The organism is uncultured Arthrobacter sp., from assembly GCF_964021775.1.
In the GTDB taxonomy this organism is placed as follows: Bacteria; Actinomycetota; Actinomycetes; order Actinomycetales; family Micrococcaceae; genus Arthrobacter.
Genome location: NZ_CAXHZI010000001.1, coordinates 235768 through 252973, shown reverse-complemented (window position 1 = coordinate 252973; position 17206 = coordinate 235768). Strand labels below are relative to the sequence as shown.

Below are 17206 nucleotides of genomic sequence, written 5' to 3'. Positions count from 1 at the left end.
CTAGTCCTCGAAGTGGGTCCGCGCCGGGCCCCGGCCCAGGCCGTCCACGATCGCGGAGGCGACCGCGTGCAGCTTGACGTTGCGGGTGCTGGAGGCGGCCCTGAGCAGATCGAAGGCCTCCGCCTGGCTGCAACGGTTCTGCGCCATGATGATGCCCACCGCGACGTCGATCGCGGTGCGGGTCTCCAGGGTCGCCTTGAGGTTCTCCGCCGTGTCGCTGAAATTGGCGAAACGCACGGCCAGTCCGAGCGCCATGGTCGTCTGGCTTACGAAAATACTGGCCAGCTCCTGGGCACGTTCGTCGAAGCGGTGTGGCCGGTGTGAATAGAGGTTCAGCGCGGCACGGGTTTCGCCGTCGAGCAGGAACGGCACGGCGAGAATAGAGCGCATACCGTGCTCGCGGACCCGCGCAGCGCACTGGGGCCAGCGCGTGTCATCGTCCAGGTCGGCAATGTGCACCGTCTCCTGTTCCCGGGAAGCCGTCACGCAGGGGCCGTCGTTGAAGCCGTACTGGATTTCGTCCATGGCCTGCGCGGCCGGGCTGCTGCTGGCCACGGTGGCAGCCTTGCGCTGCCGGAGCAAGGTGATCCCGCATAGGATTTCGTCGCCCGGTTCGGAAAGGATGCGCGCCGAAACCCGGGCCAATTCGCCGAGGAATTCCTCCACATCGGCGCTATTCAACACCAGCTGCTGCAGGTGCTGGTTGATCGATGTTGCCGTTGACTCGCTTACCACTATTCCTTGATGCCGTTTCGCTCGGGTCGAATCGACCCGGCGGGGCGGCGCTCCACAGCACGGAATATGGCGGTGGTAGCGGCAGCAAAGCCGGATCGAAGAACTATCCAACGGCCTTCTGCTAAACCGTACCGAAAAAAATTATATACAGGACTTTGCCCGCCTTTTGCCGCGGGATTCGCCAGCCCGCCGGCCGGGTTTTCCGGCCGGCGGACCGGCACCGTGCGCCGGCAGGCCGAGCCCCCAATGACTCGCCACGGCTCCCGACGTAGTGTTAGCCGTATCGCGAGGTAATCGGACGGATTCTGTATGCCACAGCTCGAAACGCGGGAGTCCGCCTCCCCGCCGCTGACCATTGCCGACGCCGCCCGTGCCGACGGTGCCACGGTGCTCGGCCGGCTGGGTTCGGGCCCCGGCGGCCTGGCTGACGCGGCGGCCGGCGAACGGCTCGCAGTGCTGGGGCCGAACGCGGTCCGGACGCACGCGGCAAGCGGCTGGTCCGTGCTGGGCCGGCAGTTCCGCAGCCCCATCCTGATCCTGCTGCTCGTCACCGCGGGGCTCTCGCTCTCCCTCGGGGACGCCACCAACTCGATCGTGATCGGCGTGATCCTGCTCGTCAGCGTGGGCCTGGGGTTCAGCAACGAATTCCGGGCCGAACGCGCGGCCGAGGCACTGCATTCGCGCGTCACGCACACCGCCGTCGTGCTCCGCGACGGGACCGCCCGCGAGGTGGACGTCACCGCCCTGGTGCCCGGCGACGTCGTCCAGCTGGGACTCGGCGCGATCGTCCCGGCCGACCTGCGCCTGCTGGCGGTCAAGGACCTGCTCTGCGACGAAAGCATCCTGACCGGGGAGTCGCTGCCGGTCGGCAAGGATCCCGCGCCCGTGGCCGGCGGCGCGGCGCTGGGGGACCTGACGTCCTGCCTGTTCATGGGCACCGTGATCCAGTCCGGCAGCTGCACCGGGGTGGTGGTGGCGACCGGCGGCCGGGCGGAATTCGGCCGGATCGCCCTTGGCCTGGGCGAACGTCAGCCGCAGACCGAATTCCAGCTCGGTCTCAAGCGCTTCTCCTTCCTGCTGCTGCAGGTGGCGGTCGTCCTGACCTCGCTCATCTTCATCGCCAACCTGCTGCTCCAGCGCCCGGTCATCGATTCGCTGCTCTTCTCCCTGGCCATCGCCGTCGGAATCACCCCGCAGCTGCTGCCCGCCGTCGTCAGCACCAGCCTGGCCACGGGCACCCGGCAGCTGGCCAAGCGCAAGGTGCTGGTCAAACGGCTGGTCTGCATCGAGGACCTCGGCGACATGGACATCCTGGTCACGGACAAGACCGGCACGCTCACGGAGGGCCGGATCAGCTTCACGGCCGCCCTTCCCGTGGCCGCCGGCCTGTCTGCGGATCAGTTGTTCACCCTGGGGCTGCTCGCCACCGAGGCGGACTACGCGGAGGCGAAGCGCTCCGTCGTCGGGCAGAACCCGCTGGACGCCGCGCTCTGGGAGTCGCCGGGCGCCGCGGCGTTCGAGCCGTCGCGCTTCGAGCGGCTCGACGTGATCGATTTTGACCACCAGCGACGGCGGACCAGCGTGCTGGTCCGCGACGCCGGCGGCCCCGCCCGGATCATCACCAAGGGCTCGCCGGAGGACGTCCTGGCGCTGTGCGGCGCCACGCCGGCCAGCGTGCAGGCCCTGCTGGATGAACAGTTCGACGCCGGCTCCCGCGTGGTGGCGGTGGCCACCCGGGCCGCCGCCGGCATGGAGGACATGGCGCCGGCCGACGAGAAGGACCTGGTCCTGGCCGGGTTTCTGGTCTTTCTCGACCGGCCCAAGGCCAACGCGCGCGAGTCCCTGGACCGGCTGGAGGCACTCGGCATCACGGTCAAGATCGCCACCGGGGACAACGCCAAGGTGGCCGAGAAGGTCTGCGACGAACTCGGCGTGCTCTCCGGCGGGACCATCACCGGCGCCGAGGCGGAGGCCATGTCCGACCCGGAACTGAGCGCCGCCGCCCGCGAGGCCAGCATCTTCGCCCGCGTCTCGCCGGAGCAGAAGGCCCGGATCATCCGGCTGCTGCGGCAGAGCGGCGGAGCGGTCGGGTTCATGGGCGACGGCGTCAACGATGCGCTCGCGCTGCACCAGGCCGACATCGGCGTCTCCGTCGACAGCGCCACCGACGTCGCCAAGGACGCCGCCGACGTCGTGCTGCTGGACAAGGACCTGGGCGTGCTGGCCGACGGTGTCATGGAAGGCCGCCGGATCTTCGCCAACACCATCAAGTACGTCCTGATGGGCACCTCCAGCAACTTCGGCAACATGTTCAGCGCCGCAACGGCGTCCGTGGTGCTGAGCTTCCTGCCGATGCTGCCGGGGCAAATCCTGCTCAACAACCTGCTGTACGACACCGGCCAGCTGGCCATCCCCGGTGACCGGGTGGACAAGGAGCAGCTGCTGGCACCGGCCCACTGGAACATCGCCTTCATCCGGCGCTTTATGTTCCTCTTCGGCCCGATCAGCTCGGTCTTCGACTTCGCGACGTTTGCCCTGATGCTGTTTGTCTTCGACGCCGTGCCGGGGGAGTTCCGGGCCGGGTGGTTCATCGAGTCGATCGCGACGCAGACGCTGATCATCTTTGCGATCCGGACCCGCCGGGTGCCCTTCCTGCGCAGCCGCCCGTCCCTGGGACTGCTGGGGGCCTCGCTGGGGGTAGTCGCCCTGGGTGTGTACCTTCCGCTGTCCCCGCTCGCGGCAGTGCTGGGCTTCGACCCGCTGCCGGTCCCCTTCTTCCTGGCCCTGCTGGGCATGACCGTGGTGTACCTGGTGCTGGTGGAACTGGCGAAGCAATGGTTCTTCTCCCGGGCGGCCCAGCAGCCCGCCGCGCCCGTGCTGCCCAGGGTCCGGCGCCGGGGCAAGGACCACCACGTTGCCCGCCGCGCCGCGCGCTTCAGCACCACGGCGGCGGCCACCCGGCACGCCCGCCGGTCCCCGCTGGCGCCCCGGCGGGGCAGGCCCGTCCGGCGCAAACGAAACCGGGTACAAGGGCCCTCACATCCCCGGAACTCCTGACGGATAGTGAAGGAAGCGGGCCACCTGGTCCGATGCCCGGCTTGGGGGCGCATCACAGGACGAGTCCGACTGCCGGCGCCCGATTGGAAAGCCAAGACAATGAGCATTTTTGAAGACCGGGTCGACGCCGGGCGGCAACTGGGGCGGCGCCTGTCGGACCTGCGCGGCCAGGACATTGTGGTCCTCGGCCTTCCCCGCGGCGGCGTCCCGGTCGCGTTCGAGGTTGCCGCCGCCCTGGACGCGCCGCTGGATGTGATTGTGGTGCGGAAACTGGGGCTGCCGTACCAGCCTGAACTGGCCATGGGGGCGATCGGCGAGGGCGGGGCCAGGGTGCTGGAAGAGCACGTGCTGGCTCAGTCGCGGATCAGCGAGCGGGAGCTGCAGGCCGTCGAGGAGCGCGAGCGGGCCGTGCTCGAGGACCGGGTGGCGCGGTTCCGGAAAGGCCGCGGCCGCCAGGACCTGACCGGCCGCATCGCGGTGATCGTCGACGACGGCATCGCCACCGGGTCCACCGCCCGGGTTGCCTGCCGGATCGCCCGGAAGCTTGGCGCCGCGCGCGTGATCTTGGCTGTGCCGGTGGCGCCGGCCGACACCCTCGCCAGTCTGAGCGAACCCGACGAGGTGGTCTGCCTGGCCACGCCCCGGCACTTCTCCGCCGTCGGCTACCACTACCGTGATTTCTCGCCCACCGAGGACGACGAGGTGGTCCAATTGCTCGACGCCGCCGCCCGGCGGCTGCAGGATTCCCCCCGGTCGGCTGCCGGGACGGCGAATGGTTCCGATGAGCCTGTGGAATTCGACGAAGAAGTGGAAATCCCGTCCCGGGGCGTCCGGCTCCAGGGCCAGCTGCACCTTCCCGTGCCGGCCCGCGGTGTGGTGGTTTTCGCGCACGGCAGCGGCAGCAGCCGGCACAGCCCGCGCAACCGCTTTGTGGCCAGCGTGCTCCAGCGCGCCGGCCTGGGCACCCTGCTGCTGGACCTGTTGACTCCGGCGGAGGAACGCAACCGCGCCAACGTTTTCGACATCGAGCTGCTGGCGCGCAGGCTGTCCTCGGCGACGGACTGGCTGGGCACCCGCGAGGACACCGCTTCCTGCGCCATCGGGTATTTCGGCGCAAGCACCGGGGCAGGAGCTGCGCTGTGGTCCGCGTCCGAACCCTCCGCGCGGATCGCCGCCGTCGTTTCCCGCGGCGGACGCCCCGACCTGGCCGGACCGCGGCTTTCCGCCGTCCGCGCGCCCACGCTGCTGATTGTGGGCAGTTTCGACTACGAGGTGCTGGAGCTCAACCGCAAGGCCAAAGCCATGATGCGGTGCCCCAACCAGCTGGCCGTGGTGCAGGGCGCGACCCACCTGTTCGAGGAACCCGGTACGCTGGCCGCGGCAGCCATCCTCGCCAGGGACTGGTTCGCCAAGTACCTGCTGACCGTGACCGAACCGACAAGCCAGGAGTGATCCATGAGCTACACCTACACCACCGTCGTCCCGCTGGGCTGGGCAGACGCCGTCGAGAAGACCCGCGCCGCCCTGGCGGAGCAGGGTTTCGGCATCCTCTCCGAAATCAACGTCCGCGACACGTTCGCGGCCAAACTCGGAGACGACGCCGCGCAGGCTCTGGGCGACTACGTGATCCTGGGCGCCTGCAACCCGCATCTGGCGAGCCGCGCCCTTGCCGCCGAGCCGGAAATGGGTGCCCTGCTGCCGTGCAACGTGGTGGTCCGCCGCGGCCCGGGTGCGGCCGAAACGACGGTGCACGCGATCGATCCGCAGACCATGGTGCAACTCAGCGACAGCCCGGCGGTCCGCGAGGTGGCGGACGACGCCGGCACCCGGCTCCGCGCGGCCATGGCCCAGTTGGCTGCAGACTCCTAGGGCCGGTGCCCATCCAGGCCACAGTTGTTGGCGTTTTCGGGGCCCAGAACGGCCACAACTGTTAGCTAGTCCGGTGCGGTCCGGCGTTCCTGGGACCGCCGGAACGTTCCCGCCCAGTTCTTCCGCTCCGGCGCCGCGGACAGCCGCGGCCCCGCGCCGCAACCGAGGCGCCCGTGGGCCCCGGCCGCCAACAACTGGGCGGGAACGTTCGGGGCGGGGGGTGTTACTCGCTGTGCCCCTGATCGCGGCTCATCTGGCCCTCGGCCGGCGGCGTCTCGCCCGGCGGGACACCACCGCCGGGCTCCAGCCCGGTAATTTTGCCGCTGAGCGGATCCGGATTGGGCGAAGCTCCCTGGTCCGCAGGCTGGGAGTCCTGATCGCCACACTGGGTGGCACCCGGCACGCTCTGCGGACGCGCGGAGCCGCCGCCGGGCTTGGGCGGATCCGGGTTGGCCGGGTCATTTTCCGGATGGTACGTGCTCATGGTGATGCCTTCCCTAGTTTCGGTAACTCTGGACGCTTAATAAGCATGCTGATTATCCTAGCCGTCCGGCACGGATCCGGCCATGAACGTGAGACAGAGGCAGCAGATGGGAGTTCCTAGGCGCCGTGCGCCTTGTGCTGCCCATCGTGGCGGGCGCGGTAGGCGTACACCAGCAACGCAATCCCGGCCAGGATCATGACGGCGGGGACAGCGAACTCGGCAGCAAAGAGCAGCGCCGTGGCCTGGAGCGCAAAGATTGCCCCCAGCACGGCAAGGACCGCGGCCGGGATCAGCGGCCACTTCATCCGGACCGGATGACCGCCCGTCCGGACCGGGACGAGCGAAATGAGCGCGAAGGTGGCCGCCAGGCCCAGGAACAGGACAGCGGCGACGGGTGTGCCCTGCAACTCTTGCGGGAGCGCAACAATGGCTGCCAGCGTGAGCATCACCCCGGCGGGGATCAACGCCCACCAGTTGGCCCGTTCACGCAGGTAGACCGCGGCGAATCCGGCCGCCATAAACAGGAACAGGAAGGCTGCGCCCGCACCTCCGTCCAGAAACTGCGTGGCGGTGATGACCGCGGCCAGGCCGAGGAACACCGAGCCGGGGATCGCCGCCCACCAGTTCTCCCGGCCGCGGATGAAGAGGGACAGGAACACCACCCCGACCGCCGCAAAGATCAGGGCCGGCAGGTAGACGGCGCTCCCGACTATGCCGAGCAGGTCCAGCAGCAACAGCAGTCCGACCGCCATCAGGACAACGCCGGCGATGATGCTCGCCTGTGCCGATTTCACCGGGCGCCTCCCGGCCGGTGGCGGCGCCTGCCGCGGGGGTGCCGGCGTTCCACCCGGGAACGGATGCCCAGCAACATGCGGCGCTCCATCAGAAACTGCAGCGGTTCTAGCACCACGCGCAGCGCAACGCCCAGCGGCAGCGGTGCATAGTCGTAGCGGGTCCGGGACAGCAGCCGGGTGCTGCGGGCACCCAGCGGCTGCAGCACAAAGGTCCAGCCCACTTCCAGCCGCGGCCCGGCCGCCCGCGCACCGTCGCCCGCGCCGGTGATCCGCCCGGTGCGGGGGTCCATGGTGCCGCCCAGCGCCAGCACCGCCGGCGGCTCGAGCCGCCGGACCGGGATGCCGCCGCCGGGGGACAACGGAATGGTGTCACCGACGGCGAGGTGCTGGAATTCGGGCAGGATCCGGTCGGCGCTGTGCATGCCGAGACCGGCGGCATTCTCCAAAGCGTCGTAGCTGTACATGCCGCCGCGGCCCGCCCCGAGCTGCACGAGCCACGGCCATACAACGGCCGGCGGGGCGGCGATGCTGACGGCCCGGGTGCTTTGCAGCCGCGGGGTCGGCACGAGTTCGTCGCCCGGCAGGGGACCGGCGGCCTCCTGCGTCGTGGCGCCCCAGCGCAGCAGGCGCGGCCGGACGGCGATGACGTAGCCTGCCGCCGCGGCGGCGGCAGCCAGCGCCGCGAGCGGCCCTTTCAGCCCGGCCGCAAACGGCGGGCGGGCCGCGGTCTGCGCCGTTCGCCCGCTTATTCGCGCCGCGGCCTGCGCCGATCGCCCGCTCATTCGCCGGGCTTGCCTTCGCCGGCCTCCTGGCCGACCACCAGCACCGGGCAGTGGGCGTGCGCCGCGCAGGCGCTGCTGACCGAACCCATCACCTGGGCAAGGAAGCCGCCCTGGCCGCGCCGTCCGACGACGAGCAGCTGCGCGTCCCGGCTCTCGTCCACCAACACCTTGGCTGGCGGCCCGAACTTGACCTGCCGCGTGAGCCGTTCGGGGCGGGCATCACCGAAAGCCCGCTCCAGTGACTGCTCCACCAGGCGTTTGGCGGTCTCCTCAAGTTCGCCGGTGGAGGCGGTGCGCTCCTCCGGCAGGTGGGACGCGAGGAAGAAATCCGAGGTCCCAAGGCACGTGATCACCTCCAGCGGGGCGTTCAGGCTGGTGGCCATCCGCCCGGCGAGCCGGAGTGCCGTCGTTGAAAACTCGGAGCCGTCCACGCCCACGACTATCCGCTGATCTCCGCTCATGGCCCCCACCCTGCCCCCTCCTTCCGGCAGTGCCTAGGGCCAAAGGTCACCGCGCCGGCGCGGCCCCGGCGGGCGCGGGGGTGCACCCGGGCGCGGTCCGTTCTAGGGTGGGGGGACGGCAGCCGCCCCCAGCACCGAGGAGAGCCTGATGAGAATTGCAGTTACCGGAGGAAGCGGAAAGCTCGGCAGGAACGTGGTCCGCAGGCTTACCGACGACGGCCACCAGGTCACCAACCTGGACCAGGCCGGCGAGCGCGAGCACGGATTCACCCGGGTGGATCTGCGGAACTACGGGCAGGTGGTCGACGTCATCCTCGGCCTGGATGACCGGCATGAGGGCTTCGACGCGATTGTGCACCTGGCGGCCATCCCGGCCCCCGGTCTCGCCCCGGACGCCGCAACCTTCGAGAACAACATGCAGTCGACCTACAACGTGTTCCAGGCCGCGCGCCGCGCCGGCATTAAAAAGATCGTCTACGCCTCCAGCGAGACGGTGCTGGGACTGCCGTTCGACGTCGACCCTCCCTACATCCCGGTGGACGAGGAATATCCGGCCCGCCCGGAAAGCACCTATTCGCTGGTCAAGCACCTCGAAGAGCAGATGGCGATCCAGCTGACCCGCTGGGACCCCACGCTGAGCATCACCGGGCTGCGGTTCTCCAACGTGATGGACCCGGAGGACTACGAGGAGTTCCCGTCGTTCGACGCCGATGCCCGGCTGCGGAAGTGGAACCTCTGGGGCTACATTGACGGCCGCGACGGCGCCCAGGCTGTGGCACGCGCGCTGGAGCACGGCAAACCGGGCTTCGAGGCCTTCATCATCGCCAACGAGGACACCGTGATGAGCCGTCCCAGCAGCGAACTGGCCGCCGAGGTGTTCCCGAACGTCAGGGTGGTCAAGGACCTCGGCGAGCACGAGACGATGCTCTCGATCGACAAGGCCAAACGGCTGCTGGGCTACGCCCCGGAACACAGCTGGCGGAACTACCACTCGCTGCGCACCACGCCCACCGAAGACTGAACGGGAGTTCCATGGAATACCGCACCCTGGGCGCCAGCGGCGCCGTCGTCTCCAACTATGCCCTGGGCACCATGACCTTCGGCGCCGAGGCCACCGAGGAACAGTCCCACGCGATCCTGGACGGCTACCTCGACGCCGGCGGCAACTTCATCGACACCGCCGATGTCTACAGCTCCGGGGTTTCCGAGGAAATCATCGGCCGCTGGCTGGCCGCGCGGGCAGAGGCCCGGGACCGGGTGGTGCTCGCCACCAAGGGCCGCTTCCCGATGGGACAGTCCCCGAACGACGTCGGCACCTCCCGCCGGCACCTGAACCGCGCGCTGGACGATTCGCTCCGGCGCCTCGGGGTGGAGCAGATCGACCTCTACCAGCTGCATGCCTGGGACCCCATCACGCCCCTGGAAGAGTCCCTGCGCTTCCTGCACGACGCCGTCAGCAGCGGGAAAATCGCGTACTACGGCTTCTCCAACTTCCTGGGCTGGCAGCTGACCAAGGCCGTCCACCTGGCCAGGGCCCACGGCTGGAGCGCACCGGTGACGCTGCAGCCGCAGTACAGCCTGCTGGTCCGCGAGATCGAGTCGGAGATCGTTCCGGCATCGCTCGACGCCGGCATCGGCCTGCTGCCTTGGTCGCCGCTGGGCGGCGGCTGGCTCTCCGGCAAATACACCCGGGACCAGCCGCCCACCGGAGCCACCCGGCTGGGCGAGAATCCCGAGCGCGGCATGGAGGCCTGGGAGGCCAGGAACGCGGACCCGCGCACGTGGGAGATCGTCGACGCGGTGCATGAGATCGCCGGCCGGCACGGGGCGAGCGATGCCCAGGTGGCCCTGGCCTGGCTGGCGGAGCAGCCGGCGGTGACCTCGGTGATCCTGGGGGTCCGCAGCCCGGAGCAACTGGCCGACAACCTCGCCGCCGCGGACCTGGCGCTGACCGGGGCGGAGCTGAGCCGGCTGAGCGAGGTGAGCCGTCCGCGCGTCGGGGTCTACCCCTACGGCCCGATGGCCCAGGAGCAGCGGAGCCGGAAGATCGCCGGCGGCCGCTAAAAGCCCTGGTGGCTGGACCAGATGTCGCCGATTTCCTCGGTGGACTGCTCCACGATCCGGCGCATGGACGCGTGGGCGGCGTCCGTCTCGCCGCGCTGGATGGCGCTGGCCACGTCCACGTGCAGCTGCAGCGCCTCGTGCTGCGGCAGGTGCGGCATCAGGCCGTGCTCGGTGCGGCCGGTGAGGACCTCGGCGACCAGGTTGTGCAGCTGGGAAAACATCGGGTTGCCGGAGGCCTGCAGCACGGCGGCATGGAACTCGATGTCCAGCCGCAGGAACTCGTCCTGGTTGCCCCGCTGGCCGGCGGCCCAGAGCCGTGCGGCCTGGGCGACGAGATCGCTGCCGGTGTCCCATGAGGCCCGCTCGGCGGCGAGCCGGGCGGCCTGCGGCTCGATCGCGCCGCGGAGTTCGTTCAGGGCGCGCAGCTGGTCCACCCGCCGGGACGACGCCAGCCGCCAGCGGATCACCTGCGGATCGTAGAGGTTCCACGATTCCTCGGGTTGCACCACGGTCCCCAGCCGGCGCCGTGATGCCAGCATGCCCATGGAGGAGAGCACCCGGGTGGCTTCGCGCACGACGGAACGCGACACGCCGTGCTGCGCCTCTAGCTCATCCAGCCGCAGGATCGAGTGCGGCGCCAGGCTCCCCTCGGCAATGGCGAGCCCCAGCGTCTGGACGAGCACGGAGTGCAGGTCAGCTGAAGACTCCGCCTTTGGGGTTTGCATGAATAAATCATACGGGTGGACGCAAGGGGTTGTTTAAGTCTGCTTTATTTCTCTAAGATCGCTCCAGAGCAGATGTAAAGATGCATCCGCGGATGGCTGGAACTGATCCGGCCCTGAAGACAAGGGAGTCGTAATGAAGCGACGTTCAATTGTGAAGTACGCGGCCGTTGCCGCGGCGCTGTCGCTCGGGCTGACCGCCTGCGGCGGCGGTGGTGGCGATGCCAAGGCCGGCGGCACGGTCCGGGTCACGCTGGCCAACCACGTGTGGACCGAGGGCATCAAGGCAGCCATTCCGGAGTTCGAAAAGTCCACCGGCCTCAAGGTCGAACTCACCCAGCTCGGCGAGGACCAGCTGTCGGACCAGTACAACGTCAAGCTCAACGCCGGCAGCGATGAAATCGACGTCATGATGTACCGCCCCCTCCAGGAGGGCAAGGCGTTCGCCAAGAACGGCTACCTCGCCGACCTGACCAGCAAGGTCTCCGGCGACGCGAACTGGGACTGGAAGGACTACCAGGAGGGCCCTGTCAAGGCCAGCACCGTCGACGGCAAGGTCGTCGGCGTGCCGATCATCACCGAACGCGAAGTCCTTTACTACCGCAAGGACCTGCTGCAGGCCGCCGGCGTCGAGGTTCCCAAGACCATGGACGAGCTCCAGGCCGCCGCGAAGAAGATCGCCGCAGCCAACCCCGACACTGCCGGCTTCGTGGCACGCACCGCCAAGTCCGCCGCCGTCACCCAGTTCTCCAGCTTCCTCTACAGCTTCGGCGGCGACTTCACCGACGGAAACGGCAAGTCCACCGTCGGCAGCGAGGAGGCCAAGAAGGCCTACTCCTTCTACGGCGGCCTGATCAAGAACTACGGCCCCAAGAACGTCAGCACCGACATGAGCTGGCCCGAAGCGATGGCCATCTTCACCCAGGGCAAGGCGGCCTTCTACACCGAGGCCGATTCGCTCTACAAGAACGCCACCGATCCGGCCAAGTCCAAGGTCGCGGACAAGGTCGGCTTCGCCGCACTGCCTGCCGGTCCGGCCGGTTCCAAGCCGTACAACATCCCGTCCTGGGGCCTCGCCATCAACCAGGCCTCCGGCAACCAGGACAACGCGTGGAAGTTCATCCAGTGGGCCACCAGCAAGGAACGCACCCTCGCGGCGCAGAAGGCCGGCGTCCCCGGTCCCCGCGCCTCGGTCTGGGCTGACCCGGCCGGAACCTCCACCTACCCGAAGGACCTGGCCGAGGCCATCGCCACGAGCGCCAAGAACGGTGTGGGCCACGACCGGCCCGAGGTCATCACGGTGGGCAAGGCCCGCGAAATCGTCGGCGCCCCGATCGTGGCCTCGATCACCGGAGCCGACGCCTCGGCTGCGGCCGACGCGGCCAACGAGGACTTCCAGAAGTTCCTCGACAGCGAAAAGAAGTAGCGCCCCGGCGCCCGGCGCCCACTGCTACACGCGCACTGTTTGACGCATCAAGCCCGGCGGGACGGCTGCCCAGCCGCCGTCCCGCCGGGCCACGCTCTTCACTTCACCCCCAACTCCTTAGGTGAACCATGTCTGTACTGAACACCTCCCGCGGCGACACCACCCGCGCCGGCGGCCGCGCCGCGGCCCGCACGCCCGGCCCGCGGCAAAACTTCTCCGCCTGGGCCAACCGGCACCGCAAGTGGCTCTTCGCCGCGCCGGCCATGATCTTCGTGGGCGTCCTGATCGTCTTCCCGCTGGCCTGGACCCTGTACCTGAGCCTCACCGACTCGCAGGGCTCGGTCCGCGCCGCCTCCGAATTCGTCGGCCTGGAGAACTACCTGACGGTGCTCTCCGACGTCGACCGCTTCTGGCCCGCCGTCGGCCGCACCATGTCGTTCACCGGTGTCGCCCTGGTCTGCGAGGTTGTTCTGGGCATGGGCATCGCGCTGCTGTTGTGGCGCCCCTTCCGCGGCGAAAAGTGGGTGCGGGTCGCCATCCTGCTGCCGCTCGTCGCCACCCCCGTGGCCGTCGGCATGATGTGGCGGCTGATCTTCGACCCCAACATCGGCTTCGTCAACCAGTTGCTCAGCATGGTCGGCATCCCGGCGCAGCCGTGGCTGGCCGGACAGGACACCGCGCTGGGCACCACCATCTTCATCGACGTCTGGCAGTGGACCCCGATGGTCGTGCTGATCCTGCTCGCCGGCCTGACCTCGCTCTCCGAAGAGCCCGACGAGGCCGCCCGGATGGACGGCGCCAACGCGTTCCAGCGCTTCTTCTTCATCACCCTGCCGCTCATGATGCCGACCGTGATCGTCGCCATCCTGCTGCGTGGCATCGACGCCCTGAAGACCTTCGACATCCTTTACGCCACCAAGGGCAAGGGTGGCGGCTCCTTCCACGAGGTGGAGACCCTCAATGTTTACGCCTACGGCCTGAGCTTCGACTACAACCAGTACGGGCTCTCCTCCGCGGTGCTGATCCTGTTCTTCATGATCATCATCGGCACCATGTGGCTGCTGACCATGCGCAAGAAAGCGGTAAGCAAATGACCGTCCAGACCCAAAACACCCCCTCCCAGACCGCCGCCGCGGCGACGGCGACGGCCCCGCGCCGCCGCAAGCCGCTGGCCACCCGCGCCTACAAGGTCTTCCGGGTCGTCGCGCTGGTCGCGGTGGTGCTGTTCCTGATCGCCCCGCTGTTCTGGATGCTGCTGGCCTCCTTCAAGACCAACGTGGACATCTACGACACGGCCAAGTCGTTCCTCTTCACCCCCACCGGCGAGAACTACGCCAACGTGCTGCAGCGGAACAACTACTTCATCTTCATCTTCAACAGCTTCTGGGTGGCGTTCGTCTCCACCGCCCTGTCGCTGGTCCTCGGCGTCCCCGCGGCCTACGCGATGAGCCGCTTCACCATGCACCGCTCGGCCCTGGTGGTCCTGATGGCCCGCGTCATCCCTGGTGTCTCCCTGCTGGTGCCCTGGTACTACGTCTTCTCCAACCTGAAGATGGTGGGCGGCTTCGAGGTGCTGATCCTCAGCCACATGTTCGTCGCGCTGCCGTTGATCGTCTACATCATGATGAGCTACTTCGACTCGCTGCCGCTGGAGCTGGAGGAATCGGCCCAGGTGGACGGCCTCACCCCGATCGGCGCGTTCCGCCGCATCACGCTGCCGCTGTCCGTCTCCGGCATCGCCACCGCCGGGATCCTGTCCTTCATCTTCTCGTGGAACAACTTCATGTTCGCCCTGGTGCTCTCCGGCTCCAAGACCAAGACGCTGCCGGTGGCGATCTTCGACTTCGTCTCCTATGCCAGCATCGACTGGGGCGGGCTGATGGCGGCCGCGACCGTGGTCACCATCCCGATCATGATCATTGCGCTCTTCACGCAGAAGTACATCGTGTCCGGCCTGACCGCCGGCGCGACCAAGGGCTAGGCAGCAGATGACACGCATCAGCAGGATTGAAACCTTCCTCGTCGCGCCGCGCTGGCTCTTCGTCCGGATCGAAACCGACAGCGGGATTGTCGGCTGGGGCGAGGCCAGCTGCGAGGGCCGCAGCGAGACGGTGCGCACCGCCGTCGACCAGCTCTCCGAGCTGCTGATCGGCAACGACGCACTCCGGATTGAGGACCACTGGCAGGTCATGACCAAGGGCTCCTTCTACCGCGGCGGGCCCATCCTCGCCAGCGCCGTCTCCGGCCTGGACCAGGCCCTGTGGGACATCGCGGGCAAGCACTTCAACACCCCTGTGCACCAGCTCCTGGGCGGCCACGTCCGGGACCGGATCCGGATGTACGGCTGGGTGGGCGGGGACGAACCCAACGAGGTGGCTGACCAGATCAGCGCGCAGCTGGAGGTCGGACTCACCGCGGTGAAGATGAACGCCAGCGGCCGGATGAGCCCCGTCGCCTCGGTGGCGGAACTCGACGGCGTCGTCCGCCGGGTCGCCGCCGCCCGCGAGGTGCTCGGCGACCACCGCGACGTCGCCGTCGACTTCCACGGCCGCTTCAGCCTGGCCAACGCCCGGCGGGTGGCGCCGCTGCTGGAACCGTACCGGCCGTTCTTCCTCGAAGAACCCGTGGTTCCGGAAAACACCCACCTGCTCCGGGAGTTCACCTCCTCCACCACGACGCCGGTCTCCACCGGTGAACGGCTCTACAGCCGGCAGGAATTCCTGCCCGCGCTGCAGGCCGGCATCGCCGTGGCCCAGCCCGACCTCTCACACGCCGGCGGCATCACCGAGGTCCGCAAGATCGCCTCGCTCGCCGAAATCTACGAGGTCCAGCTGGCCCCGCACTGCCCGCTGGGTCCGCTGGCGCTCGCAGCCTGCCTGCAGGTGGGCTTCGCCACGCCCAACTTCCTGATCCAGGAACAAAGCATCGGCATCCACTACAACCAGGGCGCCGAAGTCCTGGACTATGTGGTGGACAAGTCCCCGCTGAAGTTCGTGGACGGCCACATCGAACGGCTGACCGGCCCGGGCCTGGGCCTCGAGATCGACGAGGCCGTAGTCCGTGCCGCGGACAAGCGCGGCCACGCCTGGCGCGGACCGGTCTGGCGCCACCCCGACGGCGCCTTCGCAGAATGGTGAACGATATGACCTCCTCCCTGACCCCCGGAGACCTGCTGGCCGGCATCCGCGAGACCCGCCTGGTGGCGATCGTGCGCGGCACCGACGGCGGGGCCGCCGCCCGGGCCGCCCTCGCGGCCATGGAGGAAGGTTTCCGCTACGTCGAAATCGCCCTCACCACGCCGGACGCACTGGCGGCCATCCGCTCGGTTCGCGCCGCGGCACCCGCCGGCTGCTTTGTCGGGGCCGGCACCGTCCTCACCGCCGCGGATGTCGACGAGGTCGCCGACGCCGGCGGCCAGTTCATGGTGACACCCTTACTGGCCACCTCCATCGATGAGTCCGCCCGCCTGGGGATCCCCGTCCTCGCCGGGGCACTGACCCCCAGCGAGGCCTATGAGGCGATGAACCGCGGCGCCACCGCGGTGAAGCTTTTCCCCGCCTCCATCGGCGGCCCGCGCTACCTGAAGGCGCTCCGCGACCCCTTCCCCGGCATCCCCTTCATCGCCGTGGGCGGCGTCGGGCTGGACGAGGCCGCCGGGTACTGGGACGCCGGGGCGATCGCCGTCGGACTCGGCGGACCGCTGTTCGGCGACGCCGGCTCGGGCGGGAACCTTGCCCCGGTGCGCGAGCGGGCCCGCGCCTTCGTCGGCCTCGCATCCGGTTATGGCCGCCGGACGGCGGCGGAGTCCGCGCGGTGACCGTCGACCTGCTCACCCTGGGTGAATCGATGGTCTCGCTGCGGTCGGCGGGGCCGCTGTCCGCCGGCGGCAGCCTGGGCATGCACGTGGCCGGGGCGGAGTCCAACGTCGCCGTCGGCGTCGCCCGGCTGGGCCACAGCGTCGCCTGGGCCGGCGTCATCGGCGCGGACCCGCACGGTGAATTCATCCTGCGGCAGCTGCGCAGCGAGGGCATTGCGGTGCAGCACCGGGTGGATGCCACCCGGTCCACCGGGGTGATGTTCCTCGAGCGGCGCACCGCGGACATCAGCCGGGCCTACTATTACCGTGCCGGTTCCGCCGGCTCCACGATCAGCCGCGAGGACGTGGACCGGGCCTTCGCGGCCGGTCCCCGTGTCCTGCACCTGACCGGCATCACCGCTGCCCTCGGCCCGGAGGCCCGGCGTGCGGTCGAGTACGCGGCCGCCCGCGGTGCCGCCGAAGGCCTGGTGGTTTCGCTCGACGTCAACTACCGCAGCAAACTGTGGTCCCGCGACGAGGCCCGCGCCGTCCTTACCCCGCTCGCCCGGCACGCCAGTGTCCTGGTGGCCTCCGACGACGAACTCGGACTCGTCGCGGACGGCGGAGCCTTCGGCAGCGGCGCGTTGGGCGGCAGCCCCGGCGACCGTGAGGCCGCCGAACTGGCCATGGCCGCCGAGCTGCTGGACCGCGGCATCCGGGAAGTTGTGGTCAAGCGCGGTGCCGCCGGCGCCGGGGTCCACACCGCAGGCGGCCGCTGGGAAGCCCCCGCCGTCCCGGTGACCAGCATCGACACCGTGGGCGCCGGAGACGCCTTCACCGCCGGCTATCTCTCAGCCCTGCTCGACGGCGGCGACGTCGCCGCCCGGCTCAAGCGCGGGACCCTCGCCGGGGCCTTCGCGGTCAGCACCGCCGGCGACTGCGACGGCCTGCCCAGCGCCGCGGAACTGGCGCTGCTGGGCGCCGCCCCGGACGGAAGCACCCAGCGCTGAGACACC

At 69.4% G+C, this 17206-nt stretch carries 17 protein-coding genes; 11 read left to right on the top strand and 6 right to left on the bottom strand.

Annotated features, from left to right (window positions below; all coding sequences use genetic code 11):
* On the bottom strand, positions 1 to 735 hold the full coding sequence (locus ABIN76_RS01175) for a GAF and ANTAR domain-containing protein (protein WP_346957885.1): 735 nt from the start codon (positions 733 to 735) through the stop codon (positions 1 to 3).
* 309 nt (positions 736 to 1044) lie between these two features.
* Here ABIN76_RS01175 and mgtA point away from each other — a divergent pair, with 309 nt between their 5' ends.
* From mgtA to ABIN76_RS01160, 3 genes are all read left to right on the top strand, one after another.
* Positions 1045 to 3792 (top strand): magnesium-translocating P-type ATPase, encoded by a 2748-nt coding sequence (gene mgtA, locus ABIN76_RS01170; protein WP_346957884.1) that lies wholly within the window; start codon positions 1045 to 1047, stop codon positions 3790 to 3792.
* Positions 3793 to 3891: 99 nt separating this feature from the next.
* Positions 3892 to 5244, top strand: a complete 1353-nt coding sequence (locus ABIN76_RS01165; protein ID WP_346957883.1) for a phosphoribosyltransferase — start codon at positions 3892 to 3894, stop codon at positions 5242 to 5244.
* Positions 5245 to 5247: 3 nt separating this feature from the next.
* The gene (locus tag ABIN76_RS01160) at positions 5248 to 5661 is read left to right on the top strand and encodes a DUF302 domain-containing protein (protein ID WP_346957882.1); all 414 of its coding nucleotides are present in this window, start codon (positions 5248 to 5250) and stop codon (positions 5659 to 5661) included.
* A gap of 223 nt (positions 5662 to 5884) precedes the next feature.
* On the opposite strand, the gene ABIN76_RS01155 is transcribed toward ABIN76_RS01160, so the two are convergent.
* The 4 genes from ABIN76_RS01155 to ABIN76_RS01140 all read right to left on the bottom strand — a co-directional run bounded on the left by ABIN76_RS01155 (position 5885) and on the right by ABIN76_RS01140 (position 8182).
* A complete protein-coding gene (locus ABIN76_RS01155) occupies positions 5885 to 6145 on the bottom strand; it encodes a DUF6480 family protein (protein ID WP_346957881.1) in 261 nt (86 codons plus the stop codon).
* 116 nt (positions 6146 to 6261) lie between these two features.
* On the bottom strand, positions 6262 to 6939 hold the full coding sequence (locus ABIN76_RS01150) for a hypothetical protein (protein WP_346957880.1): 678 nt from the start codon (positions 6937 to 6939) through the stop codon (positions 6262 to 6264).
* Positions 6936 to 7721: a hypothetical protein gene (locus ABIN76_RS01145; RefSeq protein WP_346957879.1), complete on the bottom strand. Its 786-nt coding sequence runs from the start codon at positions 7719 to 7721 to the stop codon at positions 6936 to 6938. The genes ABIN76_RS01150 and ABIN76_RS01145 overlap by 4 nt, the downstream gene beginning before the upstream one ends.
* Positions 7718 to 8182, bottom strand: coding sequence for a universal stress protein (locus tag ABIN76_RS01140; protein WP_346957878.1), 465 nt, complete (start codon positions 8180 to 8182; stop codon positions 7718 to 7720). The genes ABIN76_RS01145 and ABIN76_RS01140 overlap by 4 nt, the downstream gene beginning before the upstream one ends.
* Before the next feature lie 148 nt (positions 8183 to 8330).
* Between ABIN76_RS01140 and ABIN76_RS01135 the strand changes: the two genes are divergently transcribed.
* On the top strand, positions 8331 to 9203 hold the full coding sequence (locus tag ABIN76_RS01135; RefSeq protein WP_346957877.1) for an NAD(P)-dependent oxidoreductase: 873 nt from the start codon (positions 8331 to 8333) through the stop codon (positions 9201 to 9203).
* Positions 9204 to 9214: 11 nt separating this feature from the next.
* Positions 9215 to 10246, top strand: a complete 1032-nt coding sequence (locus ABIN76_RS01130; protein ID WP_346957876.1) for an aldo/keto reductase — start codon at positions 9215 to 9217, stop codon at positions 10244 to 10246.
* Here the strand turns inward: ABIN76_RS01130 and ABIN76_RS01125 are convergent.
* Positions 10243 to 10971 carry an FCD domain-containing protein gene (locus ABIN76_RS01125; RefSeq protein WP_346957875.1) on the bottom strand — a complete coding sequence of 243 codons (729 nt, stop codon included), beginning with the start codon at positions 10969 to 10971 and terminating at the stop codon, positions 10243 to 10245. The genes ABIN76_RS01130 and ABIN76_RS01125 overlap by 4 nt on opposite strands.
* A gap of 133 nt (positions 10972 to 11104) precedes the next feature.
* Between ABIN76_RS01125 and ABIN76_RS01120 the strand changes: the two genes are divergently transcribed.
* From ABIN76_RS01120 to ABIN76_RS01095, 6 genes are all read left to right on the top strand, one after another.
* Complete coding sequence (locus ABIN76_RS01120; protein ID WP_346957874.1) at positions 11105 to 12394, top strand: sugar ABC transporter substrate-binding protein; 1290 nt, start codon at positions 11105 to 11107, stop codon at positions 12392 to 12394.
* A gap of 128 nt (positions 12395 to 12522) precedes the next feature.
* Complete coding sequence (locus ABIN76_RS01115; RefSeq protein ID WP_346957873.1) at positions 12523 to 13488, top strand: sugar ABC transporter permease; 966 nt, start codon at positions 12523 to 12525, stop codon at positions 13486 to 13488.
* A complete protein-coding gene (locus ABIN76_RS01110) occupies positions 13485 to 14375 on the top strand; it encodes a carbohydrate ABC transporter permease (protein WP_346957872.1) in 891 nt (296 codons plus the stop codon). The genes ABIN76_RS01115 and ABIN76_RS01110 overlap by 4 nt, the downstream gene beginning before the upstream one ends.
* 7 nt (positions 14376 to 14382) lie before the next feature.
* Entirely contained in the window at positions 14383 to 15531 is a 1149-nt protein-coding gene (dgoD, locus tag ABIN76_RS01105; RefSeq protein ID WP_346957871.1) for a galactonate dehydratase, read from the top strand.
* 5 nt (positions 15532 to 15536) lie between these two features.
* Entirely contained in the window at positions 15537 to 16211 is a 675-nt protein-coding gene (locus ABIN76_RS01100) for a bifunctional 4-hydroxy-2-oxoglutarate aldolase/2-dehydro-3-deoxy-phosphogluconate aldolase (protein ID WP_346957870.1), read from the top strand.
* Positions 16208 to 17200: a sugar kinase gene (locus ABIN76_RS01095; protein WP_346957869.1), complete on the top strand. Its 993-nt coding sequence runs from the start codon at positions 16208 to 16210 to the stop codon at positions 17198 to 17200. The genes ABIN76_RS01100 and ABIN76_RS01095 overlap by 4 nt, the downstream gene beginning before the upstream one ends.
* Positions 17201 to 17206: the final 6 nt, after the last annotated feature.

Bases quoted from the DNA above. Each gene is read 5' to 3' on its own strand.
- ABIN76_RS01110 (WP_346957872.1), top strand. From the start codon at position 13,485: ATGACCGTCCAGACCCAAAACACCCCCTCCCAGACCGCCGCCGCGGCG.
- ABIN76_RS01155 (WP_346957881.1), bottom strand. From the start codon at position 6,145: ATGAGCACGTACCATCCGGAAAATGACCCGGCCAACCCGGATCCGCCC.
- ABIN76_RS01120 (WP_346957874.1), top strand. From the start codon at position 11,105: ATGAAGCGACGTTCAATTGTGAAGTACGCGGCCGTTGCCGCGGCGCTG.
- ABIN76_RS01125 (WP_346957875.1), bottom strand. From the start codon at position 10,971: ATGCAAACCCCAAAGGCGGAGTCTTCAGCTGACCTGCACTCCGTGCTC.
- ABIN76_RS01145 (WP_346957879.1), bottom strand. From the start codon at position 7,721: ATGAGCGGGCGATCGGCGCAGGCCGCGGCGCGAATAAGCGGGCGAACG.
- ABIN76_RS01100 (WP_346957870.1), top strand. From the start codon at position 15,537: ATGACCTCCTCCCTGACCCCCGGAGACCTGCTGGCCGGCATCCGCGAG.
- mgtA (WP_346957884.1), top strand. From the start codon at position 1,045: ATGCCACAGCTCGAAACGCGGGAGTCCGCCTCCCCGCCGCTGACCATT.
- ABIN76_RS01140 (WP_346957878.1), bottom strand. From the start codon at position 8,182: ATGAGCGGAGATCAGCGGATAGTCGTGGGCGTGGACGGCTCCGAGTTT.
- ABIN76_RS01130 (WP_346957876.1), top strand. From the start codon at position 9,215: ATGGAATACCGCACCCTGGGCGCCAGCGGCGCCGTCGTCTCCAACTAT.
- ABIN76_RS01165 (WP_346957883.1), top strand. From the start codon at position 3,892: ATGAGCATTTTTGAAGACCGGGTCGACGCCGGGCGGCAACTGGGGCGG.
- ABIN76_RS01160 (WP_346957882.1), top strand. From the start codon at position 5,248: ATGAGCTACACCTACACCACCGTCGTCCCGCTGGGCTGGGCAGACGCC.
- ABIN76_RS01135 (WP_346957877.1), top strand. From the start codon at position 8,331: ATGAGAATTGCAGTTACCGGAGGAAGCGGAAAGCTCGGCAGGAACGTG.
- dgoD (WP_346957871.1), top strand. From the start codon at position 14,383: ATGACACGCATCAGCAGGATTGAAACCTTCCTCGTCGCGCCGCGCTGG.
- ABIN76_RS01115 (WP_346957873.1), top strand. From the start codon at position 12,523: ATGTCTGTACTGAACACCTCCCGCGGCGACACCACCCGCGCCGGCGGC.